This is a genomic window from Desertimonas flava (assembly GCF_003426815.1).
Taxonomy (GTDB): domain Bacteria; phylum Actinomycetota; class Acidimicrobiia; order Acidimicrobiales; family Ilumatobacteraceae; genus Desertimonas; species Desertimonas flava.
Genome location: NZ_QKYK01000011.1, coordinates 134,938 through 161,780, shown reverse-complemented (window position 1 = coordinate 161,780; position 26,843 = coordinate 134,938). Strand labels below are relative to the sequence as shown.

The 26,843-nt window shown below is 71.0% G+C and carries 27 protein-coding genes and 2 tRNA genes; 18 read left to right on the top strand and 11 right to left on the bottom strand.

Going from position 1 to position 26,843, the window contains the following annotated elements; translation table 11 throughout:
* The first annotated feature begins 22 nt into the window (after positions 1 to 22).
* From DN771_RS14810 to DN771_RS14800, 3 genes are all read left to right on the top strand, one after another.
* Positions 23 to 1,612, top strand: a complete 1,590-nt coding sequence (locus DN771_RS14810; RefSeq protein ID WP_162941969.1) for a DUF3566 domain-containing protein — start codon at positions 23 to 25, stop codon at positions 1,610 to 1,612.
* A gap of 278 nt (positions 1,613 to 1,890) precedes the next feature.
* The gene (locus DN771_RS14805) at positions 1,891 to 3,141 is read left to right on the top strand and encodes a hypothetical protein (protein ID WP_116998310.1); all 1,251 of its coding nucleotides are present in this window, start codon (positions 1,891 to 1,893) and stop codon (positions 3,139 to 3,141) included.
* A gap of 144 nt (positions 3,142 to 3,285) precedes the next feature.
* A complete protein-coding gene (locus tag DN771_RS14800) occupies positions 3,286 to 4,515 on the top strand; it encodes a YibE/F family protein (protein ID WP_116998309.1) in 1,230 nt (409 codons plus the stop codon).
* A gap of 122 nt (positions 4,516 to 4,637) precedes the next feature.
* On the opposite strand, the gene DN771_RS14795 is transcribed toward DN771_RS14800, so the two are convergent.
* A tRNA-Ile gene (locus tag DN771_RS14795) sits at positions 4,638 to 4,714 on the bottom strand.
* An 83-nt stretch (positions 4,715 to 4,797) separates the two neighbouring features.
* Between DN771_RS14795 and DN771_RS29540 the strand changes: the two genes are divergently transcribed.
* The 3 genes from DN771_RS29540 to DN771_RS14785 are packed head-to-tail and all read left to right on the top strand — an operon-like array spanning position 4,798 to position 6,459.
* Complete coding sequence (locus tag DN771_RS29540; RefSeq protein ID WP_162941968.1) at positions 4,798 to 4,965, top strand: hypothetical protein; 168 nt, start codon at positions 4,798 to 4,800, stop codon at positions 4,963 to 4,965.
* Positions 4,962 to 5,885, top strand: coding sequence for a saccharopine dehydrogenase family protein (locus DN771_RS14790; RefSeq protein WP_116998308.1), 924 nt, complete (start codon positions 4,962 to 4,964; stop codon positions 5,883 to 5,885). The genes DN771_RS29540 and DN771_RS14790 overlap by 4 nt, the downstream gene beginning before the upstream one ends.
* 34 nt (positions 5,886 to 5,919) lie before the next feature.
* Positions 5,920 to 6,459 (top strand): pyridoxamine 5'-phosphate oxidase family protein, encoded by a 540-nt coding sequence (locus tag DN771_RS14785; RefSeq protein ID WP_116998307.1) that lies wholly within the window; start codon positions 5,920 to 5,922, stop codon positions 6,457 to 6,459.
* Between the two features lie 25 nt (positions 6,460 to 6,484).
* Here the strand turns inward: DN771_RS14785 and DN771_RS14780 are convergent, their stop codons facing one another.
* The gene (locus DN771_RS14780; RefSeq protein WP_193615372.1) at positions 6,485 to 7,447 is read right to left on the bottom strand and encodes an ABC transporter substrate-binding protein; all 963 of its coding nucleotides are present in this window, start codon (positions 7,445 to 7,447) and stop codon (positions 6,485 to 6,487) included.
* 150 nt (positions 7,448 to 7,597) lie between these two features.
* On the opposite strand from DN771_RS14780, the gene DN771_RS14775 reads away from it, so the two are divergent.
* On the top strand, positions 7,598 to 9,865 hold the full coding sequence (locus tag DN771_RS14775) for a molybdopterin-dependent oxidoreductase (protein ID WP_116998306.1): 2,268 nt from the start codon (positions 7,598 to 7,600) through the stop codon (positions 9,863 to 9,865).
* A gap of 40 nt (positions 9,866 to 9,905) precedes the next feature.
* Complete coding sequence (locus DN771_RS14770) at positions 9,906 to 10,400, top strand: winged helix-turn-helix transcriptional regulator (protein ID WP_116998305.1); 495 nt, start codon at positions 9,906 to 9,908, stop codon at positions 10,398 to 10,400.
* On the opposite strand, the gene DN771_RS14765 is transcribed toward DN771_RS14770, so the two are convergent.
* From DN771_RS14765 to DN771_RS14755, 3 genes are all read right to left on the bottom strand, one after another.
* Positions 10,375 to 10,869: a DUF1003 domain-containing protein gene (locus DN771_RS14765; protein WP_116998304.1), complete on the bottom strand. Its 495-nt coding sequence runs from the start codon at positions 10,867 to 10,869 to the stop codon at positions 10,375 to 10,377. The two genes, DN771_RS14770 and DN771_RS14765, sit on opposite strands and share 26 nt — an antisense overlap.
* Positions 10,869 to 12,119: a magnesium transporter MgtE N-terminal domain-containing protein gene (locus DN771_RS14760; RefSeq protein WP_116998303.1), complete on the bottom strand. Its 1,251-nt coding sequence runs from the start codon at positions 12,117 to 12,119 to the stop codon at positions 10,869 to 10,871. The genes DN771_RS14765 and DN771_RS14760 overlap by 1 nt, the downstream gene beginning before the upstream one ends.
* A gap of 76 nt (positions 12,120 to 12,195) precedes the next feature.
* The gene (locus tag DN771_RS14755) at positions 12,196 to 14,307 is read right to left on the bottom strand and encodes a molybdopterin-containing oxidoreductase family protein (protein WP_162941967.1); all 2,112 of its coding nucleotides are present in this window, start codon (positions 14,305 to 14,307) and stop codon (positions 12,196 to 12,198) included.
* A gap of 54 nt (positions 14,308 to 14,361) precedes the next feature.
* On the opposite strand from DN771_RS14755, the gene DN771_RS14750 reads away from it, so the two are divergent.
* The 5 genes from DN771_RS14750 (at position 14,362) to DN771_RS30075 (ending at position 16,889) form a co-directional block, all read left to right on the top strand.
* Entirely contained in the window at positions 14,362 to 15,018 is a 657-nt protein-coding gene (locus DN771_RS14750; RefSeq protein ID WP_116998301.1) for a hypothetical protein, read from the top strand.
* A gap of 11 nt (positions 15,019 to 15,029) precedes the next feature.
* Entirely contained in the window at positions 15,030 to 15,221 is a 192-nt protein-coding gene (locus tag DN771_RS14745) for a hypothetical protein (protein WP_116998300.1), read from the top strand.
* A gap of 66 nt (positions 15,222 to 15,287) precedes the next feature.
* Positions 15,288 to 15,360, top strand: a tRNA-Ala gene (locus DN771_RS14740).
* A gap of 273 nt (positions 15,361 to 15,633) precedes the next feature.
* On the top strand, positions 15,634 to 16,209 hold the full coding sequence (locus tag DN771_RS14735) for an RNA polymerase sigma factor (RefSeq protein WP_116998299.1): 576 nt from the start codon (positions 15,634 to 15,636) through the stop codon (positions 16,207 to 16,209).
* Positions 16,206 to 16,889: a peptidoglycan-binding domain-containing protein gene (locus tag DN771_RS30075; protein WP_205528601.1), complete on the top strand. Its 684-nt coding sequence runs from the start codon at positions 16,206 to 16,208 to the stop codon at positions 16,887 to 16,889. The genes DN771_RS14735 and DN771_RS30075 overlap by 4 nt, the downstream gene beginning before the upstream one ends.
* Positions 16,890 to 16,925: 36 nt before the next feature.
* Here the strand turns inward: DN771_RS30075 and DN771_RS14725 are convergent, their stop codons facing one another.
* Both DN771_RS14725 and DN771_RS14720 read right to left on the bottom strand, forming a co-directional pair.
* Positions 16,926 to 17,747 (bottom strand): TrmH family RNA methyltransferase, encoded by an 822-nt coding sequence (locus DN771_RS14725; protein WP_116998298.1) that lies wholly within the window; start codon positions 17,745 to 17,747, stop codon positions 16,926 to 16,928.
* Positions 17,744 to 18,181 carry a PaaI family thioesterase gene (locus DN771_RS14720; protein WP_116998297.1) on the bottom strand — a complete coding sequence of 146 codons (438 nt, stop codon included), beginning with the start codon at positions 18,179 to 18,181 and terminating at the stop codon, positions 17,744 to 17,746. Before DN771_RS14720 ends, DN771_RS14725 begins: the two co-directional genes overlap by 4 nt.
* Before the next feature lie 29 nt (positions 18,182 to 18,210).
* Here DN771_RS14720 and DN771_RS14715 point away from each other — a divergent pair, with 29 nt between their 5' ends.
* From DN771_RS14715 to DN771_RS14705, 3 genes are all read left to right on the top strand, one after another.
* Positions 18,211 to 19,488: an NAD(P)/FAD-dependent oxidoreductase gene (locus DN771_RS14715; RefSeq protein WP_205528600.1), complete on the top strand. Its 1,278-nt coding sequence runs from the start codon at positions 18,211 to 18,213 to the stop codon at positions 19,486 to 19,488.
* Positions 19,489 to 19,492: 4 nt separating this feature from the next.
* Positions 19,493 to 19,948 carry a MarR family winged helix-turn-helix transcriptional regulator gene (locus DN771_RS14710; protein WP_116998296.1) on the top strand — a complete coding sequence of 152 codons (456 nt, stop codon included), beginning with the start codon at positions 19,493 to 19,495 and terminating at the stop codon, positions 19,946 to 19,948.
* A 124-nt stretch (positions 19,949 to 20,072) separates the two neighbouring features.
* A complete protein-coding gene (locus DN771_RS14705) occupies positions 20,073 to 21,239 on the top strand; it encodes a thiolase family protein (protein ID WP_116998295.1) in 1,167 nt (388 codons plus the stop codon).
* Positions 21,240 to 21,325: 86 nt separating this feature from the next.
* On the opposite strand, the gene DN771_RS14700 is transcribed toward DN771_RS14705, so the two are convergent.
* The gene (locus DN771_RS14700; protein WP_162941966.1) at positions 21,326 to 21,592 is read right to left on the bottom strand and encodes a hypothetical protein; all 267 of its coding nucleotides are present in this window, start codon (positions 21,590 to 21,592) and stop codon (positions 21,326 to 21,328) included.
* Between the two features lie 63 nt (positions 21,593 to 21,655).
* A complete protein-coding gene (locus DN771_RS14695) occupies positions 21,656 to 21,985 on the bottom strand; it encodes a cell division protein CrgA (protein ID WP_162941965.1) in 330 nt (109 codons plus the stop codon).
* Between the two features lie 62 nt (positions 21,986 to 22,047).
* Between DN771_RS14695 and DN771_RS14690 the strand changes: the two genes are divergently transcribed.
* Both DN771_RS14690 and DN771_RS14685 read left to right on the top strand, forming a co-directional pair.
* Positions 22,048 to 22,638, top strand: coding sequence for an anthranilate synthase component II (locus DN771_RS14690; RefSeq protein ID WP_116998292.1), 591 nt, complete (start codon positions 22,048 to 22,050; stop codon positions 22,636 to 22,638).
* A gap of 42 nt (positions 22,639 to 22,680) precedes the next feature.
* Entirely contained in the window at positions 22,681 to 23,241 is a 561-nt protein-coding gene (locus DN771_RS14685) for a DinB family protein (RefSeq protein WP_116998334.1), read from the top strand.
* Between the two features lie 165 nt (positions 23,242 to 23,406).
* Here DN771_RS14685 and DN771_RS14680 read toward each other — a convergent pair whose 3' ends face one another.
* Both DN771_RS14680 and pknB read right to left on the bottom strand, forming a co-directional pair.
* Positions 23,407 to 24,759, bottom strand: coding sequence for a class II fumarate hydratase (locus DN771_RS14680; protein ID WP_116998291.1), 1,353 nt, complete (start codon positions 24,757 to 24,759; stop codon positions 23,407 to 23,409).
* Between the two features lie 2 nt (positions 24,760 to 24,761).
* Positions 24,762 to 26,762 (bottom strand): Stk1 family PASTA domain-containing Ser/Thr kinase, encoded by a 2,001-nt coding sequence (gene pknB, locus DN771_RS14675; protein ID WP_116998290.1) that lies wholly within the window; start codon positions 26,760 to 26,762, stop codon positions 24,762 to 24,764.
* Between the last annotated feature and the right edge of the window lie 81 nt (positions 26,763 to 26,843).

The window sequence follows — 26,843 nt, the reverse complement described above, 5'->3', positions numbered from 1 at the left end:
GGCCGGTGCCTACACTCGATTCGTGGCCCCCAGCGACGACGATGATCAGCGCGTGCCCGACACCGCGGCATCCGACTCCGACGCGCGGAAGTTGCCCACGGGAGCACCCGGCCGCTCGATCGGCAGCGGGCGACGCGAGGGCATCGACCCGCGTCCTTCGGGCTCGGTCGTGTTCGACGTCGAGGTCGATGATCCGTCGCTGGTCATGCCGCGCCCCACGCGCAGAGCGCGGACGAAGGCCGTCGACGAGGACGACGACGACGAGATCGTCGATGGTGAGACCGTCGACGAGCCGGCCCAACTCGCCGCCGGCGACGACGGCGCCGCCGATGACCGGTCGGACGGAGGCGCGACCGAACGAGAGGACGAGCGGCACGACGATCGTCCGGACCGGAACGACACCGTTCACGACGACGATCACGACACCGTTCACGACGACGGTCACGACACCGTTCACGACGACGGTCACGACACCGTTCACGACGACGGTCACGACACCGTTCACGACGACGGTCACGACGATGATCACGACGACGACAGCCACGAGGTGCTACGCCCGCTGGTCAGCGGCGATCCGCTGCTGACCGGCCCGGTTCCGGCCGTTCGGCGTTCGACGAGGGGCGCGCGCGCCGAGCCGGCGTCGCCGCCGGTGACGTCCGACGCCGAGGTCGAAAGGGCTGACGCGAGCCCGCCGGCCACCAAGGAGGAGCCGGAGACCACGCAACCGGCACCAGCGTCGACAGAAGCAGAAGGGGGCGAGGCTCCGGAGTCATCCTCGACGCCCACAGAACCGGCGCCGCCGAAGGATCGAGCCGACAAGCCCTCGCTCACACCGCGCGACCTGTTCGAACCCGTCACGGGTGAGCAGCGTGCCGTCCCGGCCGAGTCGCCGCCGGCACCCGTCCCTCCCGCCCCGGTCACGGGTCGCGTCGGATCGGTCCCGCCGCCGCCGCCGGCCCCGTCGCTCGCCGGTGGAACACCAGCACCGGGGGTCATGCGACCGTCGCCTCCCGGCGCACCGCCTCCGGCCGAACCGGCCCGCCGCGCCTCGCGCGGTTCGCAGGTCACCGGGCAGACCGCCACCACGACCATGCGGCCGGTCGATCCGTCCGGACCGGTGGCCACGCAGCGACCGACTGCCGTCGCCCCGGCGCCGCGCCTCGCCGGTCGCCGGCCCCGCGTCAGGCGGGTCACCCGCGTGGTGCGTCACGTCGATCCGTGGAGCGTGTTCAAGGTGGCTGCCGTGTTCAGCTTCGTCGCCTACGGCATCGCCCTCGTCGCCGGGGTGCTGCTGTGGAACGTGGCCTACGCGACCGGCACGATCGACAACATCGAACGCGGCCTGGAATCGACCGGCTGGGAGACGTTCGAACTGAACGGCGGTGAGATCTTCCACAACGCCTGGATCGGCGGGCTGTTCGCCGCCGTCGGCCTCACCGGCCTCGCCGTGCTGGTGGCGACGTTGTTCAACCTGATCACCGATCTGGTCGGCGGCGTACGCATGACCGTGCTGGAGGAGGAGGTCGTGGAGAAGACCGGTTCCCCGATGCGCCGCTTCTCGTCTCGTCAAGCTCCGAACCCCGTCGCCCAAGCAACTTCCCGACGCCGCTGAGCGCACCGCGGGTTCGTCGACCGGCGAGCTGGTGAGGAGGTCGTCCGCTGGGCCTCGTCGAGGAACGTCAAGGCGGGCCACACACGGGGCGCACGTGGGCTCGCGCCCACGCGCGCCGCCGACGCGAACGGGCCGCCGAGCCGATCACGCGTCGGAGAAAGTCCACAACCACAGAATAAGAATGATTCCTACTACTGGTATGGTGACTGCGTCCGCCGAGCACGGCGGTCGACGCACGATCCCCGGGGCGAAGCACCCGGACAGGAGGTCCACTCAGCATGAATCGCACGAACCGCCGCTGGTTGGTGTTCGCCCCCGTACTGCTCGTCGTCGGGGCAGGCGCGCAGGCGGCGGCCTCGGCCCCGCCCGGCACCGAAGCGGCAACACCCAGCGAGCCCGCGGCCCCGACCGCGCTCGAGGAGCCGGCCCCCCGACTGGTGGTCTCCGACGGAGTCGCCGGCAGGGTCGAAGTGATCGACCTGCTCAGTGGTCAGTCGGTGGGCGCGCCGATCGAGACCGGTGGTGTCTCGACCCTCTACACCGACGGCCGATTCGTGTTCGCCACGGCCAGCGACGACAACGCCGTGACCGTTGTCGACGGGGGCAGCTGGGTGGAGGAGCACGGTGACCATGTCCATGCGTTCGCGACGGAGCCGTCGGTCGTCGGCACCATCGAGGGGCCGTCGCCGGTGCACACGGTCGCCAACGACGACCACGTGCTGGTCTTCTTCGACGGGGACGGCACCATCGCCGCCATCAACACGGACGAGCTTCCCGAGAGTGGCGCCGAACCGGAGTTGACCATTGTCACCGCCGGCCCTCACCACGGCGTCGCCGTCGCGATCGACGGCCACCTCGTCGTGAGTGTCCCCGGCCCCACGGCCGAGGACCTGCCGACGGGCGTCGAGATCCGCCACGGAGCCGAGGAGGTGGAGGCCGAGTTCCCGGAGGACTGCCCGGAGATGCACGGCGAGGCGGCGTTCGAGGACGGCGTGCTGTTCGCCTGCGACGACGGCGCCCTCTGGGTGAGCCGCGGCGAGGGCGGGTGGACCGCAGAGAAGGTCGCCTGGCCGGCGGCGGCCACTGGTGAGGCGCGCACGTGGAGCTTCGCCCACACTCATGGCGTTCCGCTCGTGGCGGGCGTCGCGGGCGACGGACTGGTGACGGTCGACGTGCACACCGGTACGGCGACGCGATTCGAATCCCCGGGCGACGTGCTGGCGCTGGCCGTCGCCGAAGGCGGTTCGGCCTTGCTGGCGGTCACGCGCGACGGTGTCGCTCACCTCATCGACTCGGCGAGCGGAGAGGTGACGGCCACCGCGCCGCTGGTCACCGCCGTGGCCGAGGACGTCGCGTCCTACTCTCCGGAGAGCCCGAAGATCACCATCGACGAGTCCCGCGCCTATGTCTCCGACCCGGCAACCGGCACCGTCGTCGAGGTGGTGACGAGTGACGGACTGCGCACTGCTCGCACGTTCGACCTCGACGTCGCGCCGGCCTCGCTGGTGATCGTCGGCTCAGGGTCGTGAACGGTCGGTTGCCGCGAGGGGTCGAGGCCTCGCCGGCACCGCGCCGATGAACCACGAGGCCGACAGCCGCCAGCCCACGAGGTGAGACCGTTGACCACGCAGCACATCCGTCATCGCCGCCCGCGAAGCAGCGATGATGGCGGCATGGGCACTCACGACCATGGCCATGCGGCCGACGGCTGGGTGGCGCCGGGGATCGAGCGGATCCTCACGGCGGTCGCAGGGGTCTGCGCGCTCATCACCGTGGTCGGCCTGGTGATCTTGTGGCCTCGCACTGACGGCAAGGCCTCGGCCGATCCGCTGCTCGTCTCGGCGGATCCGGTCGCGGCCACCGTGCAGTCCGAGACGGTCGGTGCGTGTTCCTACGATGCGGCAAGCGAGTGTCGCCAGTATGTGGTCGAGGTGACCGAGGGCGAGGATCGGGGCGGAGTCTTCGACTGGGAGCAGGGCATCGAGTCGAGACTGCGCGCCGGTGACGAGGTCTTGGTCACTGCCACCGAGACCACCGACGGCGCCGTCACCTACTCGTTCTTCGAGTATCAGCGTCGCACTCCGTTGCTCGTGTTGACCACGCTGTTCGTCGTTGCCGTGCTGGCGCTGGGACGGCTGCGCGGGTTCGGCGCCCTTGCCGGGCTCGGCGCCAGCCTCGCTGTAGTCGTCGTCTTCATGATTCCCTCGCTGCTCGACGGCAACAACACGTTGGCCGTGGCCCTCGTGGCGGCGAGCACGATCGCCTTCATCGCCGTCTACCTGGCCCACGGCTTCAACGTGGCCAGCACCGTCGCCCTGCTGTCGACGTTCGCCAGCCTCGTGTTGACGGCGGTGCTTGCCGACGTCTTCGTGACAGCGGGGAAGCTCACCGGTCTCACCGAGGACAGCAGCTTCATGCTGAACGCACTGGGTGTGCCGATCGACGCCCGAGGGATCCTGCTGGCCGGCATGGTGTTGGGGTCGCTTGGTGTCCTGGACGACGTCACCGTCACCCAGGTGGCCACCGTCGGGGCGCTGCGCCGGGCTGACTCCGAGGCACCGACGCTTCACCTCTACCGCAGCGCCCTCGACGTCGGACGTGACCACATCTCGTCGACCGTCAACACGCTCTTCTTGGCGTACGTCGGCGCAGCGCTGCCGCTGTTGTTGTTGTTCACCGAGGCGAACCAGTCCGTCGGATCGGTCGCCACTCGCGAAATCGTCGCGACCGAGATCGTGCGAGCATTGGTCGGCTCCATCGGGCTGATCGCGTCGGTGCCGATCGCCACTGGACTGGCCGCGGCCGTCTACCGACCAGGAGCACCGGTGCTTCCCAAGGATGGGAGAGCGCTCCCGGTGTGGCTGGCTCGCTTTCGGGAACGTCGGCGGTCGCCACGGCCGTAGCGCTCGTGGAATTACTCCGAATTCACGCCGGGGCGCGGTGGCCGGATCGGCCGCTTGTCGCGAACCCGGACCTGAGAAGCGCCTCGTCGTGCCGCGGGTCGACGCGGTGAGCGAGTGCTCTGTGGTGGGGCTAACAAGAATCGAACTTGTGACCTCATCCTTATCAGGGATGCGCTCTAACCGACTGAGCTATAGCCCCAGGGCAGGAGACGAGGCTATCGCCGTCCGCGGCAATCCTCACGCGCGAATCGTCGGTCGGGACTGCTCGGTACAGTGCGGGCCATGAAGATCGTCCGTCGGGTGATGGCCGCGCTCGGGCTGGCGGGAGTGATCGCCTCGGCGCTGCGCCTGCGTGGGCGGGGCGGCACGCCGCCCCAGCACGGCGGCTGGCAGCCGGTCGATCTCTCCTCGGGCGACGGCAGCACACCACGGCCGTCTGCCGGACGATGACCCTCCGCGCCGTCGACGCGCCGTCGGTCGCCATCGTCGGTGCCGGCGTCGTCGGGGAGCGGGTCCGGCGCAACCTGTCGTCGTCGTTCCGGCTGCTGCCACGGGACCTGGCCGCCGACATCGTCGTACTCGCCATGCCCGCGCCGCACGCTCCGGCCGCCGCCCGCCTGCTCGCCGCCGGAACGCACGTGGTGTCCACGAGTGGTGCCATCGACGACGTGCGGGATCTCCTCGACCTCGACCCTGCCGCCCGCGACGGCGGGGCGTCGCTGGTGGTCGGCGCCGCGGTGTCGCCCGGGCTGAGCGGGTTGATCGCCCGGTCGCTCACCGGTCGGCTCGACGGATGCGACGAACTCCATGTGGCCGTGCACGGCACCGCCGGTCCGGCCTGTGCGCGGGAGCATCACCGGGCGCTCGCCGGGTGGGCGCTCGGCTGGCACGACGGACGGTGGATCGAGCGACAGGCGGGCAGCGGTCGGGAGCTGTGCTGGTTTCCCGAGCCCGTCGGTGCGCGTGACTGCTACCGAGGCGAGCTCGCCGATCCGGTGCTGTTGCACCGGAGCTTCCCGGAGGTCGAACGCGTCAGTGCGCGCACGTCGGCCACCCGGCGCGACCGCCTGACGGCCCGCCTGCCGATGCTCACGGCGCCGCACGCCGAGGGTGGCATCGGGGCGTTGCGGGTGGAGGCGCGCGGCCACGACGTGGACGGCGCGCGCGTCACCGTGGTCAACGGCATCGCCGAGTTGATCGGCACGGCGACGGCGGCGACGGCCGCGGCGATGGTCGCCTTCCTCTCCCGGCGCGAGGAGCACGGGGGAGTCGTCACGACGTCGGACGCCGACCTCCCCACCGACGACATCCTTCGCGACGTGCTCCGCTACGGCGTGCGGCTGCAGGCATTCACCGGCGTGCCCTCCTAGTGGTCTGCGGCTCGTCCGCTGACAGACTGACCCGATGGGCACCGTTCACCCAGCCATCACGCCGCCGGTCGCCGAGTGGATCGGTCGACAGCGGGTCTTCTTCGTCGCCTCGGCCCCGCTCGCCGAGGACGGGCACGTCAACGTCTCGCCGAAGGGCGACGACACGTTGCGCATCCTCGACGATCTGACGGTGGCGTACCTCGACCTCACCGGGAGCGGCGCCGAGACGGTCGCCCACGTTCGTGAGAACGGGCGGATCACGCTGATGTGGTGTGCCTTCGAGGGGCCGCCGCGCATCGTGCGGGTCCACGGACGTGGCGAGATCGTCGACGTCGACGACGAGCGGGTCGCCGGCTTGTTCGACGACATTCCCGGAGCGCGGGCCGTGGTGATCGTGCACGCCGACCGGGTGAGCGACAGCTGCGGCTACAGCGTGCCGTTGTACGCCTACCAGGGTGAGCGCACGAAGCTCCGCGACTGGGCGGCCCAGCGCGGCCCGGAGGGCCTCGTCGACTACCGCACGAAGAAGAACTCCATCTCCATCGACGGGCTCCCGGCGTTCGACGCCGGGTAGCCCGCCGACCGATCCGGGCGCGTGCTCAGCCGGTCGTCGCCGGTGCCGTGGTGGCGGCCGCGTCGCCGAGCATCGTCTCGAGGTCGTCGAGGATGAGGTTGGCACCGAGTACCCCGATGCCGGTCATCCACACGGCGTCTTCGACGTCGAACTGACGGCGGTTCTCGACGGCGTCGAGTGTCTCCCAGAGGCCCTCGAACTGCGGCCTGGTCGTCTCGCCGCTGCCGTACGTGGTGGCGAACACCACGTCGGCGTCGACGAGCTCGATCTGCTCCGTGCTGATCAGGGCCATCGAGTACTCATTCCAGTCCTTGTCACCGAGGTCGAAGCCCACGGCCGTCAAGACGGATCCGGAGAACGACCCCGGCCCGTAGAGCCGGGTCTCGTCGGGGAGGAAGCGGACGATCGTTGCCGTGAGCTCGGAGGCGCCGATCGCTTCCCCGACCTCGGCGGCCCGCTCGTCAAACGCGTCGAGCAGCGCTTGGGCGTCGTCGGGCCGGCCGATCGCCTCGCCGGTCAGGAGCACCTGCTCGGTCCAGTTGCCGCCCGAGGACTCGCTGAACACCGTCGGCGCGATCTGCGAGAGCTCGTCGTAGAGGCCCTCATGGCGGACCTTGGCGCCAATGATCAGGTCGGGCTCGAGCGCGGCGATCGACTCGAGCTGCGGGGCGTTGGTCTCGCCGACGATCTCGACGGCCTCGAGGACGTCCGCTGGGAGGTAGCCGGGAAGGCCGCCGCCGGCGAAGCCCTCCGTGGCGCCCACCGGAGTCAGGCCCAGGGCGACGGCCGAGTCGAGGAACGACGAGTCGAGCACCACGACGCGTTGGGGGTCGGCCGGGACCTCGGTCTCGCCCATGGCATGGACGACGACGTGGGGGCCGATGGGCGCCGGCGAGTCGCCGGCGGGTGGGGTCGAGGCGGCGGCGCCTCCGGCCACGAGGGTGACGGCGGCGGTCGCGGACGCGGCGAAGGTGAGACGTCGGATCATGCCGCGCACCTTACTGGGACGGTAAGTATTCCTAACAACTCTCGTCGCAGATCCGATCATTGACGACACATCGCCACGGGGTGCATTCTGTCATTGAACTCACTAGCTGCGGGCGAGGAGATCGGCCCGAACAGGCAGGTCGGAGGGGATATGACGGTGACGGAGACGGCGTGGCAACAGACCGCGTGCATCTTGTGCGAGTGCAATTGCGGCGTGGAGGTGCGGCTCGGCGGTGAGGACGGACGGCGCTTCGAGCGCATCCGCGGCGACAAGGCACACCCCGGATCGCAGGGGTACACGTGCGAGAAGGCACTGCGACTCGACCACTACCAGAACGGCACGCACCGTCTCACGTCACCGCTGCGTCGCCGCGACGACGGGACGTTCGAGGAGATCGACTGGGACACGGCGATCCGTGAGGTCGCCGACCGCTTCGCCGCCGTTCGCGACACCCACGGCGGGGAGTCGATCTTCTACTACGGCGGCGGTGGCCAGGGGAACCATCTGGGCGGTGCCTACTCGTCGGCCACCAGGGCCGCCCTCGGTTCGCGATTCCGCTCCAGCGCCCTCGCCCAGGAGAAGACCGGAGAGTTCTGGGTCAATGCCCACATGATGGGCGCCATGGTGCGCGGGGACTTCGAGCACGCCGAGGTCGCCGTGTTCCTCGGCAAGAACCCGTGGCAGTCGCACGGGATCCCCCACGCCCGCACGACCCTGAAGGAGATCGCCCGCGACCCGGCGCGCACGATGATCGTCATCGATCCTCGGCGCACCGAGACGGCCGACCTCGCCGACATCCACCTGCAGGTCCGGCCGGGAACCGATGCGTGGTGCCTCGCCGCGCTGTGCGCCGCGTACGTCGACGAAGGTCTCCTGTCGACGACCTGGCTGGCCGAGCACGCCACCGGGCTCGACGAGGTGGTCGCCGTGCTGCGTGAGGTCGACATCGCCGCTTACGCCGCCATCTGCGGCATCGACGAATCGGTCCTGCGATCGACGGCGAGGCGCATCGCGGCGGCGTCGAGCGTGGCCGTGTTCGAGGACCTCGGCGTGCAGATGTCGCTGCACTCCACGCTCACGAGCTACCTCGACAAGTTGCTGTGGATGCTCACCGGCAACTTCGGGATCCCCGGAGCCCAGTACGTGCCGACCACGCTGGTCAACCTCGCCGGGTCGGCCGTCAGCGGGCGGGGCTCGTCGCGACGCAGTCCCGTGGCCGGAGCCCGCATCATCTCAGGCCTGGTGCCGTGCAACGTGATCGCCGAGGAGATCCTCGCCGATCATCCGGCGCGGTACCGGGCGATGCTCGTCGAGAGCGGCAACCCGGCCCACTCGCTCGCTGACAGCCAACACATGCGCGAGGCGCTCGAGGCCCTCGAGCTGCTCGTCGTGATCGACGTGGCGATGACCGAGACGGCCCGGCTCGCCGACTACGTGCTGCCGGCGTCGTCGCAGTTCGAGAAGTGGGAGGCGACGTTCTTCAACTTCGAGTTCCCGCACAACGTGTTCCACCTCCGCCGACCGCTGCTGGAGCCGCTCCCCGGCACGCTCGGCGAGCCCGAGATCCACGCCCGTCTGTGCGAAGCGCTGGGCGTGCTCGATCCCGGCGTGATGGCAACGCTGCGCGAGGCGGCCGAACGGGGTCGGACCGAGTTCGCCGGCGCCTTCTTCGAAGCCGTCGCCGCCGATCCCGACCTCGGCCGCCTCGGACCGGTCGTGCTCTACCGAGCCCTCGGTCCGACCCTCCCCGACGGGGCGGCCCCCGCCGCCGCCCTGTGGGCCGCCGCCCACCGCTGTGCCCAGACCTACCCGGCATCGGTCGCCGCCGCCGGTCACGCCGACGGCGAGGCCCTGTTCGACGCCATCCTGGCCGGGCGGTCCGGCGTGGTCTTCTCCGAGGACGACTACGAGGTGGCGTGGGACCGCCTGCGCACCGACGACGGACGGCTCCATCTGGCGATCGACGAGATGCTCACCGAACTGCGCGGCCTGGCCGACGAGCCGGGACCGTCGACCGACCCGGAGTATCCGTTCGTGCTGTCCGCCGGGGAGCGCCGGTCGTTCACGGCGAACACGATCCTGCGCGATCCGACCTGGCGCAAGCGTGATCCCGCCGGTGCCCTCCGGGTGTCGCCGGCCGACGCCGATCGTCTCGGCATCGGCACGGGCGACGCCGTGCGCGTGACGACCCGGCGCGGCTCGGCGGTGGCGACGGCGGACGTCGACGAGGCGATGCAGGCCGGCCACATCTCGCTGCCCAACGGGCTCGGCCTCGACTACGCGATGGACGGTGCGACGCCGGTGACCACGGGCGTGGCGCCCAACGAGCTGACGGCGACCGAGGACCGTGACTGGGTGGCCGGCACGCCGTGGCACAAGCACGTGCCGGCCCGCCTCGAGCCGGTCGCCGGTGCGTGAGTCGCCGGGCACCGGCGCCCGACGTCAGTAGGTTGATGTCGTGCGCCGTACGCGATTCGACGACTGGCCGTGTCCCATCGCCCGGGTCACCGACCTGGTCGGCGACTGGTGGACGCCGATCGTGATGCGCGAGGTGTTCGCCGGTCGCTCACGCTTCGACGACATCCAGCAATCGATCGGATGCAGCCGGCCGATCCTCGCCCAGCGCCTGACACGCCTCGTCGAGGAGGGCCTGCTGGTCAAGGTCGAGTACGCCCAGCACCCGCCCCGCTACGACTACCGGCTCACCGACAAGGGCCGGGCGTTCTGGGACGTGCTGGCGGCGATGTGGCGCTGGGGATCGGACTGGATGTGGCCACCCGGTGACGGGTCCGGTGTCGCCCCCGTCGCCCTGCTCGACCCCGAGACCAAGCAGGAGATCCGTCCCGTCGTCGTCGACGAGAACAGCGGCGCCCGCGTCGACATCCGGCGCACCCGCATCGTGCGCAATCGCAACTACGCGGCGACGGTCAGCGCTCCTCGAGACGCCGACTGAGCTCGTCGACCTTGGCGGCCAGCTCGGCGAGCTGTTCGCGCAGCTCCTCGCCGGTGACGACGTCGGAGAGCATCAGCCGCACACCCGCCAGCTCGCGGGCGAGGAACTCGGTGTCGCTCTGGGTCCGCTCGGAGACGTTGCGATCGGTGGCTGCCTGGACTCGGTCGCGTGCCTCCTGCCGGTTCTGGGCGAGCAGGATGAGCGGAGCGGCGTAGGACGCCTGGAGCGACAGGACGAGGGTCAGCAGCACGAGGCCGCGGTCCCAAGGGTCGAACTGGATGCGCTCGGGAACGGCGAGGTTCCAGCTGATCCACACGATGATGACGGCGGTCTGCCACACGAGGAAGCGCGCCGTGCCGAGGTAGCGGGCGATGCCCTCGGAGAACTGGCCGAAGGCATCGGCGTCGTAGCTCATGCCGATGCGCCGGGCCTCGCGTGGGGCCGTGAGATCTTCGCGTCGCTTGACCATCAGGCGCGTCGCGTCGAGCTGGTGGTTGCCGGGAGGTTGCGGTGGCGCTGGCGCCAGCCCGATCCGAGCTGGCGGTCGAGGACGTCGTCGACGGTGACGGCGCCGAGGAGTTGCCCGGTGGCGTCGCACACGGCGATGGCGAGCATGTCGTAGCGGGCGAGCTGCTCGGCGACGGCACGGTCGGTGGCGTCGGGCTGCACCACGGGGTCGTTGGAGACGCAGTTGCGCAGTTCCGTGCTCGGCGACTCGCGCAGCAGCCGCTGGAAGTGGGCCGTGCCGAGGAAGCGGCCGGTGGGCGCCTTGAACGGCGGCTGGCACACGAACACCTGGGCGGCGATGCTGACCACCCAGTCGGGGTCGCGGATCTGGGCCAGCGCCTCGGCCACGGTGGCGGTGGGCCCGAGGATGATCAACTCAGGCGTCATCATGCCGCCGGCCGTGGCGGCCTCGTAGGACAGCAGCCGGCGGACGACGTCGGCGTCGTCGGCATCCATCGCCTCGAGGATCCGGCTGCGCTGCTCGCCGGGCATCTCGCCGAGCAGGTCGACGAGATCGTCGTACTCCATCTCGTCGAGCACGTCGAGCAGGCGGTCGAGGTCGAGGCCGCCGATGAGATGGATCTGTTCGGCCTCGGAGAGCTCCTCGAGGACGTCGGCCAGCCGTTCGTCGTCCATCGCTGCGGCGATCTGGCGGCGACGGGCGAGGGGGAGGGCCCGCACGATGTTGGCCACCTCGGCCGGGTGGAGGTCGCGCAGGCGGGCGGCCTCGGCGGCCACCTCGCTCGCAGGAGCGAACAGGCCGGGCACCTCGTCGGCGTCGACGAGCCGATAGCTCGGCTTGCGGCGGAGCAGGTTGCGCTTGACCAGGCGGACCTTGGCGATCTCCCAGTAGCGCCCCGATGCGTGGTCGACGCCGCGGAGGCCGACGTCGCTGACCGTCTCGTCGCCGAGCCGGCGATCGAGCAGGTCTCGTCCGACGAGCACCTCGCCCGGCTTGGGCTTGAACGGATGGAGGTCGACGTCCCAGCTGCGCAGCTGGGCGCCGTTGCTGGCGAGCTCGGCGACGCGGTTGGCGTTGACGAAGATCTTGCGGCGTTGGCTCTCGGCCACGAACCCGACGACCCGCGGTGCCGACCCCGGACGACCGGGCACGACGACCAGGTCCTGGACGCGTCCGACGGTGGCGCCGCCGGCGTCGAGCAGCGGCAGGCGCATCACCCGGAAGGCGTAGATCAGGTCACCGGCAGCCACGCTCCGGAGGCTACTTGCAGGGGTTCCACCAGGGAGGACCGCTCCGAGATAGTGCCAGGCACTATCTCGGGATCGGTCAGGTGGCTCGGACCTCGACCAGCGTGTCGGAGTAGGCGACGCCGCCGCCCCAGTCGGTGAGGGTGTCGTTGGTGAGGGCGTTGGCCGATCGGCCGTCGGGATGCTGGCTGGCCCACCAGCCCCACGGGATCGACACCACCCCGGGCCGAACACGGTTGCCGATCCGCACCGGCACGCGCACCGACGCCCGGTCGTTGAACACCTCGGCGAGGTCGCCGTCGGCGAGCCCGCGGATGGCGGCGTCGTGTCCGGACAGTTCGACGAACGGCTGACCCTCGGCCGGCCCGTGCTTGGGGAGCTGCGAGTAGCTCGAGTTGAGGAATCGGCTGTGGTGCTTGGGCGTCATCAGCTGGAGCGGGTAGCGCGATCGCAGCTCGGGGTCACCGTGGGGCCCTTCGGCCGGCGGGACGAAGTCGGGGAGCGCCGGCTGCCCGAGCCCGCGCAGGCGCTCGCTGACCAACTCGACGCGGCCCGACGACGTGGGGAACACGCCGCTGCCGAACGGCCGACCGTCGTCGGGGTAGGGCACCCGGACCCACCCGTCGGCGCGCAGTCTGGCGAGGTCGACCTTGGCGCCCAGCGCGTGCTCGAGCAGTGTCTCGTCATCGTCGAACAGCGCCGGTTCGGTGTAGCCCATCGCCCCGGCCAGGCGGCGGAACAGCTCGGTGTTGCTGCACGACTCGCCGCGCGGCGGGATGGCCGCCTCGTTCCAGCCCATCCACAGGTGACCCCAGGCCGGCACGACGTCGGTGATCTCGATCTGGGTGGCCGCGGGGAGGACGATGTCGGCGTAGCGAGCGGTGTCGGTGAGGAACTGCTCGTGGACGACGGTGAACAGGTCGTCTCGGGCGAGGCCGCGACGCGTGAGCTCGGCGTTGGGCACGGTGACGAGCGGGTTGGCGTTCCACACCACCATCGCCTGTACCGGGGGATCGAGCGCCGGATCGGTGAGCGCCTCGCCCAGACGGCTCATGTTGAGCCAACGCGGTTCGCGCCCGGCGAGCAGATCGGACCGGAACAGCGCGGCCTCGTCGACCAGTTCGTCCTGATACGTGCCGACGCTGCGCGACAGTCCACCACCGACGTCGTGCCACGCACCGACGAGCGCCGGCAGCACCGCCAACGTGCGGTAGAACATCGCCCCGTTGGTGTGGTGCTCGGCGCCGATGAGGGAACGGATCGCCGCCGGGCGGATCGTGCCGTAGTCGGTGGCGAGCCGCTCGATCACGTCGACGTCGAGGCCGCAGATCTCGGCGGCTCGCTGCGGCGTCCACGACGCGACGTGGGCCGCCAACTCGTCGAAGCCGATCGTGTGGTCGTCCACCCACGCCCGATCGACGAGACCGTCGCGGATCAGCACGTGCATCATCGCCAGCATCAAGGCCACGTCGGTGCCGGGCAGCGGCTGGATGAACTCGTCGGCGGCCTCGGCGGTGATCGTGCGCAGCGGGTCGATGACCACGATGCGGGCGCCGGCGGCCCGGGCGGCCTCGATGGTCGGCCACAGGTGGCGGTTCGTCAGGCGGGTGTTGCTTCCCCAGATGACGATGAGCCGGCTGTGCTCGAGCTGCATCGGATCGAGCGTGCGACCGGTCCCGTTCGTCATCGAAATGCCGGCACCGACGGTGGGCCCGCACAGGGCACGGACGAGACGGCTGGCTCCCATGTGATGGAAGAAGCGGCTGTCCATGCCCATCACCGACAGCAGGCTCTGGTTGCCGGCGTCGCTGAACGGCAGCACGGCCTCGGGACCGTACGTGTCGATGACGTCGTGGAGGCGCTCGGCGATCGCGGCGAGGGCCTCGTCCCATGTGATCGCCTCGAAGCGGGCTTCGCCCTTGGGCCCGACCCGGCGCAGTGGCGTGAGGATGCGATCGGGGCTGTACACGCGGTCGATGAAGCGGTTGACCTTGGGGCACAGCTCGCCCTGGCTGTAGGGGTGATCGGGGTTGCCCCGCATCTTCACGGCGACCGGCCCGGTGTCGGACTCGGTGACCGTCACGTGCCAACCGCACGAATCTGGACAGTCGTGGTGGCATGTTCCGCTGACGACGCGGGTCGCGCCGCCGTTCGTCGGCCGAGTGGCCTCGACGGTCTGATTGGCGGTCATCACTGCATGGTAGGGCGGCCGTGGACGGGCACCTCGGCCGATACCGTCCGGGCCGTGCACCCGTTGCTGCCGATCCTGATCGACGCCGCCCACGGACGCTTTCCCGAGGCCGACGGTGCGACCGAGGTCTTCGCGCCCGACGCCGACGGGACCGTGGCCGTGGTCGGCTTCACGGGCCACGCGTTCGTGCTCGCGTCCGTCGATCCGGCCGAGATCGGGGCACGGCAGCAGGACGATGCCGGCGGCGGATTCGGCGGGGTGTTCGCCCCGACGTTGCTGTCGTGGCTGGCCGGGTCGTGGGGCGTCGTCGGCTCCACCGACGTGGTGCTCGCCGCTCGCGGGCGGGGCGGAGGTTCGGCGGATGTGCGCGAGTTGGCCATCGACGATCCGGCCCGCGCCCACTCCCGGGTGCACCGGGCTGAGGAGCACCGCGCCGGCGTGCGGGTGTTCGGCGACGATGCCGGCCTGGCCATCGTGGGCACCGGACTCGCCGGTCGCACCGAGCTGTCGGTCGAGCTGTTCGACCCGTCGCGAGTTGCCGCCGGACGCGGCCGGGCCCTCATCGCCGCCGGCCTGACGCACGTCGACCCCGACGACTGGTGCTTCGCCCAGGTGGCGGCGGGCAATGCCCGGTCGCTGCGATCGTTTCTCGCCGTCGGTTTCGTGCCGATCGGGTCGGAGGTGCTGATCACCGCTCGCGGGGAGCGGTAGGGTCGCCGAGCATGGAGCTCACGGCCATCGAGATCACCTGCCCTCGCTGTCGGCGCACGGTTGCCGCACGCTTCTACGGCCCGTGTGACGACTGCCGAACCGCCTTGCGGGCGCAGTATCAGGGTGAGGGTCGCATCGTCGAGGTCGCCGAGTACGAGCCGAAGATGAACGTCACGCCGAACGCCATCGCCACCAAGGACTAGCCGCGGTCTCGCCGATTCGCGCGTGACGTGCGTGCTCGCCGCGGCGGTAGTGTGAAAGCTCCCTTCGGGGACGTGGCGCAATTGGTAGCGCATCACCTTTGCAAGGTGGGGGTTGTGGGTTCGAGTCCCATCGTCTCCACGAGCCCGGGGGCTTCGCCCCCGCTCGCTGGCGCTCGCGCCCCAGTGGCGTCCGGCTCGCTGGCGCTCGCTCGAACGCCGGAGGCTGTCGTCTCCACGAGCCCGGGGGCTTCGCCCCCGCTCGCTGGCGCTCGCGCCCCAGTGGCGTCCGGCTCGCTGGCGCTCGCTCGAACGCCGGAGGCTGTCGCCTCCACGAGCCCGGGGGCTTCCTCGCCCCCGCTCGGGTCGCAGGATCGACGAATCGATTCTGGCCCGCCGGTGCTCTCACCTGCTGATGAGCACGGCAGGCCTTCTCGTGGCCCGGATCGGACCGGGCACCACGCCCGTCCGGGCCGCGTCGGCGGAGCCGCGTGTGGACATCCCTGACCCGCCGATCCTCGTCCATCCGCCGCCGCAGGAGCCGTCGTTCGAGGCGTTCGTCGCCGATGCCTCGCTGCGCCTGCGCCGGGCGCTGGTGGCCCGCTACGGCGTCGAGCTCGGGGTGGAGGCCTGTGCCGAGGCGATCGCCTGGGCCTGGGCCCACCGCGAGCGCCTCGCCACGATGAGCAATCCGGTCGGCTACCTCTACCGCGTGGGCCAGACCGCGGTACGTCGTCAGGCGCGGTGGCAACGAACCCCACCGCTGCCCCGCGAGGAGCACGACGCCGACCTTGCCCTGCCCGACCCGGCACTGCACGACGCCCTCGCCAAGCTCAACCGGGATCAGCGCGCTGCCGTGATGCTCGTCCACGCCTACGGCTACCCGTACGCCGAGGCCGCGGCGCTGCTCGACATCCCGGTGTCCACGCTCAAGAACCATCTCAACCGGGGAGCCGCCAAGTTGCGCCGAATGCTCGAGAGCTCACGATGAACCCCGATCTCGAAGGACGTCTCCGGCGTTTCGGCGCAACGGTCGACCGAGCCGCCGAGGCAGCGCAGCAGCGGGCGGAGGCCGCCGAGCCGGGCGATCTGGAGAACGTCGTGTCGCTGCGATCGCGCCGGGTCACCGCCCGGGTCATCGCCACCGTCGCGGCGTCGGCCGCCGCCCTCGTCGGTGTCGTGGTGTTCGCCGCCCGCGGGGGAACCGACGGCGGCGGAGCCGATCCGGCGTCGAGCGGGGACGGTCCGGCCATCGTCGTCGATTCCACCGACGTGACTGCGTCATCGGCGCCGCCGACGGAGTTGACGGGGCCGTCCACCGAGCCGGCCGGGTCGATCCCACCGCCCACCACGGCCGTCGCGTCGAGCACCGTCGCCGCCACGACGTCGACGTCGGTCGCCTCCACCCGAACACCGCAGACGACGCGCTCACCGGTGTGCCCTGACTACCGCCCGAACTCCACGCCGCCACTCCGGCTGTGCGACCAGTCCGAGGCCGTTCGGCAGGTGCAGCTGGCCCTCGGCGTCAACGCCGACGGCTACTTCGGTCCCGCCACGCGCGCCGCGGTCGAGCAGTTCCAGCGGGACCACGGACTCGAGGTCGACGGCCTCGTCGGGCCGGCGACGTGGGCGGCGCTGTTCCCCGGCTCCACGACGACCACCACGGCCTGAGTCGGTTCCGCCGCCCGTGATGCCGGTATGGCGGCGTCAGCGCGGTCCGGTCACCGCAAAGGCGATCGCCGCGGCGTGCCCGACGTTGACCGAGTCGACCGCCGGCTCGATGGGGATCGCCACCCGCTGCGATGCCGCGTCGAGCGCAGCGCTGCTCAGCCCCGGACCCTCGGCACCGAGCAGGATCGCCAGACGGTCGGGAGCGTCGGAATCCCAGATCGAGACAGCCCCGGCCGGCGTGAGGGCCCAGGTGGTGAAGCCGGCGCTGTGGACGACGTCGAGGTCGTCCGGCCACGACGCCGCCCGGGCGACGGGCAGCAGGAGGATCTCACCCATGCTCACGCGGACGGTGCGCCGGTAGTAGGGGTCGATGCACGTCGGATCGAGGATCAACCCGGCCACGCCGAACGCCCGCGCCGACCGGGCGATCAGCCCGAGGTTCTCGGGGTCGTTGAGGCCTTCGAGAACGGCGAGCCGCACCGGGCCCTCGCCGGCCGACGTCACGGCCCCGGCCACCAGCTCGGCCACGGTCGGCAGCGGCCGGCGGTCGGCCGCCGCGACGATGCCCCGATGCAGATCGAAGCCGACGGTTGCCCGCATCACGTCCGGCGTCACGACGACCACGCCGACGCCACCGCCGACGATCGATTCGACCCGCGCCGCCGTCTTGGGCGTGGCGAGGACCGAGCGGATGCGGTGGCCCGACACCATCAGCTTGCCCAGGGCCACCGGTCCCTCGACGACGAACAGCTCGTCGCGCTCGCGCCGGCGCCGGGCGGCCGGATCGGTCAGCTCGACGTAGTCGTCGAGGCGGGGGTCGCCGGGATCGGTGACCACGTCGCCGGCACCGCCGGTCATGGCATGGGCGTCGGTTGGTGGGGGAGGGCGTAGGTGCCCTGGGCCACCGAGCACGGCTTCGTCTCGTCGACGGTCCAGACCCTCACCGAGCCGACCACGTTGCGCCGCCCGGCGATGTCGAGCGTGGCCCGGGCCCACAGCTCGGTGCCGATCGCCGGGCGCAGGAAACGGATCGAGAGCTCGGACGTGAGCGCCATCGGCTCCATCCGCCCGATCGCACCGAAAACCAGGTACCAGAGGACGGCATCGGCGAGGGAGAACTGGGTGGGGCCGGAGATGTAGCCGCCGGGCCGGAGGTCGGCATCCGAGGCGGTGAGGTGGGCGACGGCGTAGTCCGATCCGACCTCGACGCACCGGTTGCGACTGCCCGGGAACCCCTCGAGCACCATGCGGTTGATCGTCTCGGGGTCGAGGGGGCTGGTGGTGCTCTCCATGGCCCGACGGTATGGCATCGTGAGTGACCGTGACGGCATCGGGCATCGATCGGTTGGAACGGGTCGTCGTGGTGGGTGGGTCGCTCGCCGGACTGCGGGCGTGTGAGGCCCTCCGCGCCGGAGGTTTCACCGGCACGGTCGTGCTGGTCGGCGCCGAGCAGCACCAGCCCTACGATCGCCCGCCGCTGTCGAAGAAGTTCCTCGCCGGCGAGTGGGGGGCCGAGCGCATCGCCCTGCGCCAGCCCGACGCGTTCGAGTCGCTGGGACTGGAGACGCTGCTCGGCGTCCCCGCGTCGGGCATCGACACGACCGCCCGCTCGGTCGTCCTCGCCGACGGGCGGGACGTGCCCTACGACGGAGCGATCCTGGCCACCGGGTCTCAGCCGAAGCGCCTTCCGGACACCGACGGCAATCCGTTCGTGCACGTGCTGCGTTCCCTCGACGACGCCATCGCCCTGCGGGCCGTGATCGAACGGCCGGGCGTCCGCGTCGTCGTGATCGGCGCCGGGTTCATCGGCCTCGAGGTGGCGGCGACGGCCCGGCGTGCCGGCGCCGAGGTGGTCGTCCTCGAAGGCGCCGCGGCGCCCCTGATCCGTGGCGTCGGTGCCGAGTTGGGCGCCGACCTGGCTTCGTTCCACGGCGACGAGGGCGTCGATCTCCGTACGTCGGTCGCCGTCGCCGGCGTTGCCCACGACGCAGCCGGTGCGATCGTCCGCATGGGTGACGGCAGCGAGCTGCGCGCGGATGCCGTGGTGGTCGGCATCGGGGTCTCGCCGGCGACCGGCTGGCTGGCCGACAGCGGGCTCGAGCTTCGCGACGGGATCGTCACGGCGCCGACGTTGGCGACCGGCGCACCGGGCGTGTTCGCCGCCGGCGACGTCGTGCGGTGGACGCATCCGCTGTTCGCCGAGGAGGTGCGTATCGAGCACTGGACCAACGCCGCCGAGCAGGGAGCGCTCGCCGCCGCGAACCTCCTCGCCTCGGCCGCAGGTGGCGAGCTCACCGAGTCGGCGACCGTGCCGTTCGTGTGGAGCGATCAGTACGACCATCGCATCCAGTTCCTCGGGCGGTCGACGGCGGTCGACGGCTCGCCCGCCGAGTGGACGGTCCTCGTCGGGTCTCCAGGGGAGCGGTCGTTCGTCGCCGGCTACCACGCCGACGGTGTCCTGCGGGGCGTCCTCGGACTCAACCTGCCCCGGCTGGTGATGAAGTACCGGCCGCTGATCGCCGCTCGGGCCCCGCTCGCCGACGCGCTGGCCCTGGCCGACGAGCAGCGGCTCGCCGAGTCCGCTCGCCGAGCGGGGTGATTCGGTGCCCCGGCTCGACGCCAACCGCGTGGCGGCCTGGCGTGACATGCAGTCGTTGACCGCCGAGCTCGAGCGCCGGATCGACGTCGACGTTCGCGAAGAGTGGGACATCGGGCTCGGCTGGTTCGACGTCCTCGCCGCCCTCCAGCGCCTCGGCGGATCGGCCCGGCCGGTGCAACTGGCGGCCGAGTTGCGCATCGTCGCGTCGAGCCTCAGCCGGCGGCTCGACCGCCTCGAGGAGGAGGGCTGGGTCAAGCGCCACGCCGGGCGCGAGGCCACCGACCTGCGATCGATCACCGTCGAGCTGACCCGCCGCGGCCGTCAGCTGTGGCGGGAGATGAACGTGACCTACCGCCGGGCCGTGCAGCACCACTTCGCCGTGATGCTCTCGGACGCCCACGTCGCCGGTCTGCGCGACGCCCTCGTCGTCCTCGCCGACCACCTCGACGACGCGCCATAACCTGATTCTCAGCCCTCTCCGGTCGCGAATTCGCGACCGGAGGAGTACAGGAATCTTGGAATGGGCCTCGAGGACAGGCGGCACGGATCGGCCCTCGCGACGGGCAACCGGTACCGTTCCGTGGGTGAGCACTGCAGTCATCGTCGATGCCGTCCGCACCCCGCTGGGGAAGAGGAACGGCGCCCTGCGCGACTGGCACCCCGTCGATCTCGCCGCCGAGACGCTCACCGCCCTCGTCGAGCGCACCGGCATCGACCCGGCCATCGTCGACGACGTCGTGATGGGGTGCGTCATGCAGGTGGGCGAGCAGGCGGCCAACGTCGGCCGCAACGCCGTGCTGGCTGCGGGTTGGCCCGACCACGTGCCCGGCACCACCATCGACCGCCAGTGCGGCTCGAGCCAGCAGGCGGCCCACTTCGCCGCCCAGGGCGTGATCGCCGGTGCGTACGACATCGTCGTCGCTGCCGGCGTCGAGGTGATGACGCGCGTTCCGATGGGTTCGGCATTCGCAGACGGCAAGTACGGCTGGCCGTTCGGCCCGGCGGTCGGCGCCCGCTACGCCGAGCAGGGCGGCCTCGTGCCACAAGGGATCTCGGCCGAACTGATCGCCGACCAGTGGAACCTCAGCCGCGAGGACCTCGACGCCTTCGGGTTGCGCAGCCAGCAACTCGCCGCCCAGGCCACCGCCGAGGGTCGCTTCGAACGGGAGATCCTCCCGGTGCTCGGCGCCGACGGATCGCTCGTCACGGTCGACGAGGGTCTGCGGGAGACGACGATGGAGTCGCTCGCCAAGCTCAAGCCGGCGTTCCGCACCGAGGAGGAGGGCGGCCGGGTCACGGCCGGCAACTCCTCGCAGATCACCGACGGCGCCGCCGCCTTGCTGATCATGTCCGAGGAGAAGGCCGCCGCCCTCGGCCTGACGCCGCGGGCCCGGTTCGTCAACTTCTCGCTCGCCGGGGCCGACCCGCGAGTCATGCTGACGGCACCGATCCCAGCCACCAAGAAGGTGCTCGAGCGGGCCGGACTCACCATCGACGACATCGACCTGGTCGAGATCAACGAGGCGTTCGCGTCCGTCATCCTCGCCTGGGAGAAGGAGATCCATCCCGACATGGATCGGGTGAACGTCAACGGTGGGGCGATCGCCCTCGGCCATCCGCTCGGCTGCTCGGGTGCCCGCCTGATGACGACGCTGCTCAACGAGCTCGAACGCACCGGTGGTCGCTACGGCCTGCAGACGATGTGCGAGGGCGGCGGCATGGCCAACGCCACCATCATCGAGCGCCTCTGACCGGCGACGTTCTCAGCCAGTTCTCAGCGACTTACACAGCTGTAGTTTGTCCACCGCGTCATCCCCATCCTGGGGATAACTTTTGGTCACTCGTACAGCGGAGCGACCTCGGTCATATCCTCGAGGCAATGTTTTGGCGGCGGCGGGTCCTCGTCGGGCGCCAGCGTCATCTTCAGCTCGACGCCGCAGACGTCGCAGCGGTAGCGGACGCTGATTTTCCGCATTTCCCCTGGTGGCGGGGGGTCTGGGAGGGGTCTGGTGACCGATCGGAGCATGCCGATCCCGACCTTCCAGAGGACCACGGCAAGCAGCAGTCCACCGGCTACCCACAGGACCGTCCCGAAATCCGGCACGATCCCCAGCCTACTGTTGGTATCCCCAGCCTCCGGCGGGTCGGCGACCCGTCAACGGGCTGGTCAGCGCCACTTGGTGGCGGTGAAGAGGCCGGCGAGCAGGCACACCATGCCCGCCACCATCGGGATGTTGCTGTCCCACCACAGGTAGCGCGCCATGATCGCCAGGGCGCCGACGGCGAACAGGGCGAGCATGAGGATCGGCACCCACGACGGGCTCTCCTCGAGGGCCCTGGCCTGCGGTGCCGTGTAGCGACCCGAGTCGTACCGATGGGCGTCACCACCGTCACTGCCGGATGCGCCGCCCGTCGATGAGGTCGAGCGAGTCTTGTCTGCAGGGCGCGTGCCGGCCGGGGTCACCCGGCCACCGGTCTTGCGCTTCGGAGGAGCCACGGCCAGCGAGTGTACGGCAATCGACCGGGCCGCCCATCGCCACCCGTCATTAGGGTGAGTCCGTGAGCCCGCGCGTCCTCGTGATCGACAGCTACGACAGCTTCGTGTTCAACCTGGTGCAGTACCTCGGCGAGCTCGGTGCCGAGCCAGTCGTGCACCGCAACGACGCGCTCACCGTCGACGAGGCGGTCGCTCTCGCCCCCGACGCTGTGCTCCTCTCACCGGGGCCCGGTCGCCCCGAGGACGCCGGCATCATCTGCGACGCCGTCGGAGCCTTTGCCGCGCGGCCCACGCCCGTGCTCGGCGTGTGCCTCGGGCATCAGGCGATCGGCCATGTCTACGGCGCCACGGTGGTCGGTGCGGCCACGCTGATGCACGGCAAGACATCCGAGATCGACCACCGCGGCGTCGGTGTGTTCGCCGGGCTCCCGAACCCGCTCACGGCCACGCGCTACCACTCGCTCACGCTGCAGCCCGACACCTTGCCCGACGTGCTCGAGGTGACGGCGACGGCCACCGACGGCACCGTGATGGGCGTGCGCCATCGTGAGCTCCCGGTCGAAGGTGTGCAGTTCCACCCCGAGAGCATCCTCACCGGCGCCGGCCACGACCTCCTGCGCAACTTCCTCGCCCGCGCCGGCACTCCCGCCTGAACCCGGACGGTCGCCGTCCTCGTTGACGGGTACATGTGGGCCATGGCCACCATCGACTGGACCGAACGACTGCTCGAACAGCTGACGTTCCACTGGAACGTGCACGCCCGGCCCCGCCTCGACGGGCTGACCGACGAGGAATACCGCTGGGAGCCGGTGCCGGGCGCGTGGAACCTGCGACGGCGGGGTGAGGCCCTGACCGCATTGGCCGACGGTGGCGGCGACTGGGTGATCGACTTCGATCAGCCCGAACCCTCGCCGGCGCCGGTCACCACCATCGCCTGGCGCCTCGGCCATCTCATCGTCGGCGTATTCGGCCAGCGCAACGCCTCGCACTTCGGGCGGGCACCGATCGACTACGGCTCGGTCGAGTGGTCGCCGACCGCCGACGGAGCCCTCGCCGCGCTCGACGGCGAGTACGAACGGTGGGTGGAAGGCGTGCGATCACTCGACGCCGACGGGCTCGCGGCTCCCGTCGGTCCGGCCGAGGGCCCCTTCGCCGAGGAGCCCTACGCGGTGCTCGTCCTCCACATCCACCGCGAGGCGATCCACCACCTCGCCGAGATCGCTCTCCTGCGCGACCTCTACGCCCACCACGCCTGACGGTTGGTGCCATGGGCGGGCCGGGTGGCCGGTCAGCGCCGCGTACGGACGGGAGGGTAAATACCCCACCGAAGCGTCCGGTAATTACCCTCCGGTCGGGACGGCGACCAGCGGACGGCCCTCCGCCTCGCACGCCCTTTCGCTCACCGTGCCAGGCACCAACCGTCAGGTCGGCGCGTCGGGGTCGATGCCGGCGGCGCGGAGGGGGTCGAGGATGCGGCGGGCGTCGGCTTCGTCGAGGAGTCCCTCGGCGACGACGACGTCGATGATCGAACGGCCCGAGTCCTGGGCCGTGTGCACCACGGCGGCGGCGCGCTCGTAGCCGATGATCGGATTCAACGCCGTCGCCAACGCGGACGTACGCTCGGCATAGCCACGGGTCCTGGCCTCGTCGACGGCGATCCCGGCGACGCACTTGTCGGCGAACACGGTGGCCACGTTGCCGAGCAGCGTCGCCGACTCGAGCACGGCGTCGGCCATCACCGGGAGGTAGGTGTTCAGCTCGAGGATGCCCTGGGACGCGGCGTAGCCGACGGTGACGTCGTTGCCCATCACCCGGGCGGCCACCTGGTTGACCGACTCGCACAGCACCGGGTTCACCTTGCCGGGCATGATCGACGAGCCGGCCTGCAGCTCGGGCAGCTGCAGCTCGCCCAACCCGGCGGCGGGGCCGCTCGCCAGCAGGCGGATGTCGTTGGCGATCTTCGTCAGGGCGACGGCGACGCCACGCAGGCCGCTCGATGCCTCCGCGATGGCGCCCTGGCCACCCATGTGCACCATCGGGTTCGGCGTCGGGCGGAGGGGCAGGTCGGTCTCAGCGGCGATCGCCTCGATGACGCCGGCGGCGAACCCGGCCGGGGCGGTGATTCCGGTTCCCACGGCCGTGCCGCCGAGCGGCAGTTCACCGAGGGCGGCGAGGTCGGACGCCGACCGTGACAGGGCCCGGGCCAGCAGGCCCGACCAGGCGTCGGCTTCCTGACCGATCGTCACCGGCGTGGCGTCCATCAGGTGGGTCCGGCCGGCCTTGACGACCCTCCATGTCCTCGCCGACAGCGCAGCGAGGGCATCGACGAGCCCCTGCAGCGCCGGATGCGTGGCGTCACGCAGCTCGCGCATCACGGCGATGCGGATCGCCGTCGGCACCGTGTCGTTCGACGACTGCGACGCGTTGACGTGGTCGTTGGGGTGCACCGCCCGACCGAGCGACTCGCCGGCCAGGGTGGCGATCACCTCGTTGACGTTCATGTTCGTCGACGTGCCCGAGCCGGTCTGGAAGACGTCGACGGGGAACTGGTCGTCGAGTTCGCCTGCCTCGATCCGCTGGGCTGCCTGCCCGATGGCCTCGGCCACGTCAGCGTCGACGCCCGGCACAGCCAGCGAGGCGTTGACCACGGCCGCGTGCCGCTTGATGGTGGCCAGGGCGCGGGCGACCCGCACGTCCAGCGGGCGATGAGCGATGGGGAAATTCCCCACGGCGAGATCGGTCTGTCGTCCCCAGAGCCGTTCGTCGCCGCTCATCGTCACCCTCCTTCGGGCACCGTCGTGGTCGTGGTCGCCGCCTGCGTGGTGGTCGGCGCCGCCGTGGTGGTGGGCGCCTGCGTCGGCGGGGGGTTCGTCGGCGGCGGATTGGTCTGCGGGGGGTTCGTCTGCGGCGGATTGGTGGGCGCGGGCTCGTCGGGCTCGACGCCGATCGTGAGCTGCACCGTGTCGCCGACCAGCGCTGTGGCGCCCCGGCGCGGTGTCTGATCCATGACGTTGCCGATCCACTGGTTGTCCCGGGTCTCGAAGTAGCTGATGTCGAACTCCAGGCCGGCGTCGCTGAGCAGCTGTCGGGCCCGGTTCTCGGACTGACCGATGACCATCGGGACGGACACCTGGTTGTCGGGAGCGGTGGTGGTGGGCGCCTCGGTGTCCGTTCCGGGATCGCCGCTGGCCCGGGCGATGGTGAGGGTGATCTCGTCGGTGACGCGGATCTCCTGGCCGGCTGCGGGATCGGTGGCGATCACCGTGCCGTCGGGCTCGTCGTCGTTCACCTCGAACTGCACGGTGACGTTGACGAAGCCGAGCTGTTCGAGGGCGGCGCGGGCCGCCGCCTCGGTCTGGCCCCGCAGGTCGGGGATCGTCGCCGTGGTCTCGATCTCGCGGTAGAAGACGCGCACCGACGACCCCGACGCAATGACGACGCCCTGGCCCGGATCCGTGCGGTACACCTGGCCCGGTTCGACGTTGGCGCTCTCGCCGTTCTCGTTGGTGTCGTTCTCGTTGGAGATCGGCACGGGGACGAGGCCGCGGCTGGTCATGTCGTCCTTGACCGCCTGGAGCTCCTGGCCCACGTAGTTCGGCAGGGCCCGGCTGTCGGGTGGGTCGCCGTCGCCGGTGAGCGTGTTGAACAGTAGGAAGCCGCCGATGCCGAGGGCGATGATGGCGAAGAACGCCGCCAGCGCGTACCAGCCGGTGCGCTTCGGCGGCTCGTCGTAGCCCACCTGGGGCAGGCTGCCGGTGGGGGGCCGCTGCGCGGTGCGGGGACCGCCGGGTCCACCCGCCTGCGTTCGCTGCACGGCGGTCATCTGCTGACTCGGCCGGTTGTGGCCGTTGCCCGGCCCGGTGCCGGGTGTAACCGGCCCGACCACCGTCGGCGTCTGGGCGGTGCTGCGCGCCGCCCCGGCCGCCTGGAGGGCGACGGGGGTTTCGCCGTTGCGGAAGCGGCGCAGGTCCTCGCGCACCGCATCGGCAGTGGAGTAGCGGACGTTGGGGTCCTTCGTCAGCAGCTTGGCGACAATGGCCTCGAAGGCCCGCGGCACGTCGGCGACCAGCTTGTTCAGCGGTGTCGGGTAGTCGTGCACCTGCTTGTAGGCGATGGACACCGGGTTCTCGCCCGTGAACGGGGGGCGGCCGGCGATCATCTCGTACATCACCACGCCGAGCGAGTAGAGGTCGCTGCGCGGGTCGGGCTGGGCGCCCTGGGCCTGCTCGGGAGAGAAGTACGTGGCGGTCCCCATCACCGCGCCGGCCTGGGTGAGGTTCGACTCGGTGGGGGAGTTGAGCGCCCGGGCGATGCCGAAGTCGGCCACCTTCACCGAGCCGGCCGTGCCGATGAGGATGTTGGCCGGCTTGATGTCACGGTGAACGAGGCCGGCCGAGTGGGCGAAGCCGAGGGCGGCGGCCACCTCGCCGGCGATCTCGGCCGCCTGCTTGGACGTGAGCTGGCGGTTCGAGCGCAGGATGTCGGCGAGCGTGCGCCCCTCCACGTACTCCATGGCGATGTAGTACGTGCTGCTGCTCTTGCCCCAGTCGAACACATTGACGATGTTCGGGTGGTTGAGGTTGGCGGCGGCCTGGGCCTCGCGGCGGAAGCGCTCGACGAAGTTGGGGTCGACGGCGAACTCGGGGAACAGCACCTTGAGCGCCACCTGGCGGTCGAGCAGGCGGTCGCGACCGAGGAAGACGTCGGCCATGCCACCGCGGCCGATGCGGCGGATCACCTCGTAGCGATCGTTGATGACCGGCGGCGGGGTGCTCATCGCGATCCCTGCCGGTGCGGCGGTTGGGCGGCCGCGGGGCCTAGGCGCAGGAGGGGATCGCGTCGGGACATGGTGATTCGG

Coding starts and splice junctions, on each gene's coding strand:
- DN771_RS14735 (WP_116998299.1), top strand. CDS start 15,634: ATGAGCACGGCAGGCCTTCTCGTGGCCCGGATCGGACCGGGCACCACG.
- DN771_RS29540 (WP_162941968.1), top strand. CDS start 4,798: ATGAAGATCGTCCGTCGGGTGATGGCCGCGCTCGGGCTGGCGGGAGTG.
- DN771_RS14800 (WP_116998309.1), top strand. CDS start 3,286: ATGGGCACTCACGACCATGGCCATGCGGCCGACGGCTGGGTGGCGCCG.
- DN771_RS14775 (WP_116998306.1), top strand. CDS start 7,598: ATGACGGTGACGGAGACGGCGTGGCAACAGACCGCGTGCATCTTGTGC.
- DN771_RS14755 (WP_162941967.1), bottom strand. CDS start 14,307: ATGACCGCCAATCAGACCGTCGAGGCCACTCGGCCGACGAACGGCGGC.
- DN771_RS14785 (WP_116998307.1), top strand. CDS start 5,920: ATGGGCACCGTTCACCCAGCCATCACGCCGCCGGTCGCCGAGTGGATC.
- DN771_RS30075 (WP_205528601.1), top strand. CDS start 16,206: ATGAACCCCGATCTCGAAGGACGTCTCCGGCGTTTCGGCGCAACGGTC.
- DN771_RS14680 (WP_116998291.1), bottom strand. CDS start 24,759: ATGAGCGGCGACGAACGGCTCTGGGGACGACAGACCGATCTCGCCGTG.
- DN771_RS14725 (WP_116998298.1), bottom strand. CDS start 17,747: ATGACCGGCGGTGCCGGCGACGTGGTCACCGATCCCGGCGACCCCCGC.
- DN771_RS14685 (WP_116998334.1), top strand. CDS start 22,681: ATGGCCACCATCGACTGGACCGAACGACTGCTCGAACAGCTGACGTTC.
- DN771_RS14720 (WP_116998297.1), bottom strand. CDS start 18,181: ATGGAGAGCACCACCAGCCCCCTCGACCCCGAGACGATCAACCGCATG.
- DN771_RS14780 (WP_193615372.1), bottom strand. CDS start 7,447: ATGATCCGACGTCTCACCTTCGCCGCGTCCGCGACCGCCGCCGTCACC.
- DN771_RS14805 (WP_116998310.1), top strand. CDS start 1,891: ATGAATCGCACGAACCGCCGCTGGTTGGTGTTCGCCCCCGTACTGCTC.
- DN771_RS14745 (WP_116998300.1), top strand. CDS start 15,030: ATGGAGCTCACGGCCATCGAGATCACCTGCCCTCGCTGTCGGCGCACG.
- pknB (WP_116998290.1), bottom strand. CDS start 26,762: ATGAGCACCCCGCCGCCGGTCATCAACGATCGCTACGAGGTGATCCGC.
- DN771_RS14765 (WP_116998304.1), bottom strand. CDS start 10,869: ATGGTCAAGCGACGCGAAGATCTCACGGCCCCACGCGAGGCCCGGCGC.
- DN771_RS14790 (WP_116998308.1), top strand. CDS start 4,962: ATGACCCTCCGCGCCGTCGACGCGCCGTCGGTCGCCATCGTCGGTGCC.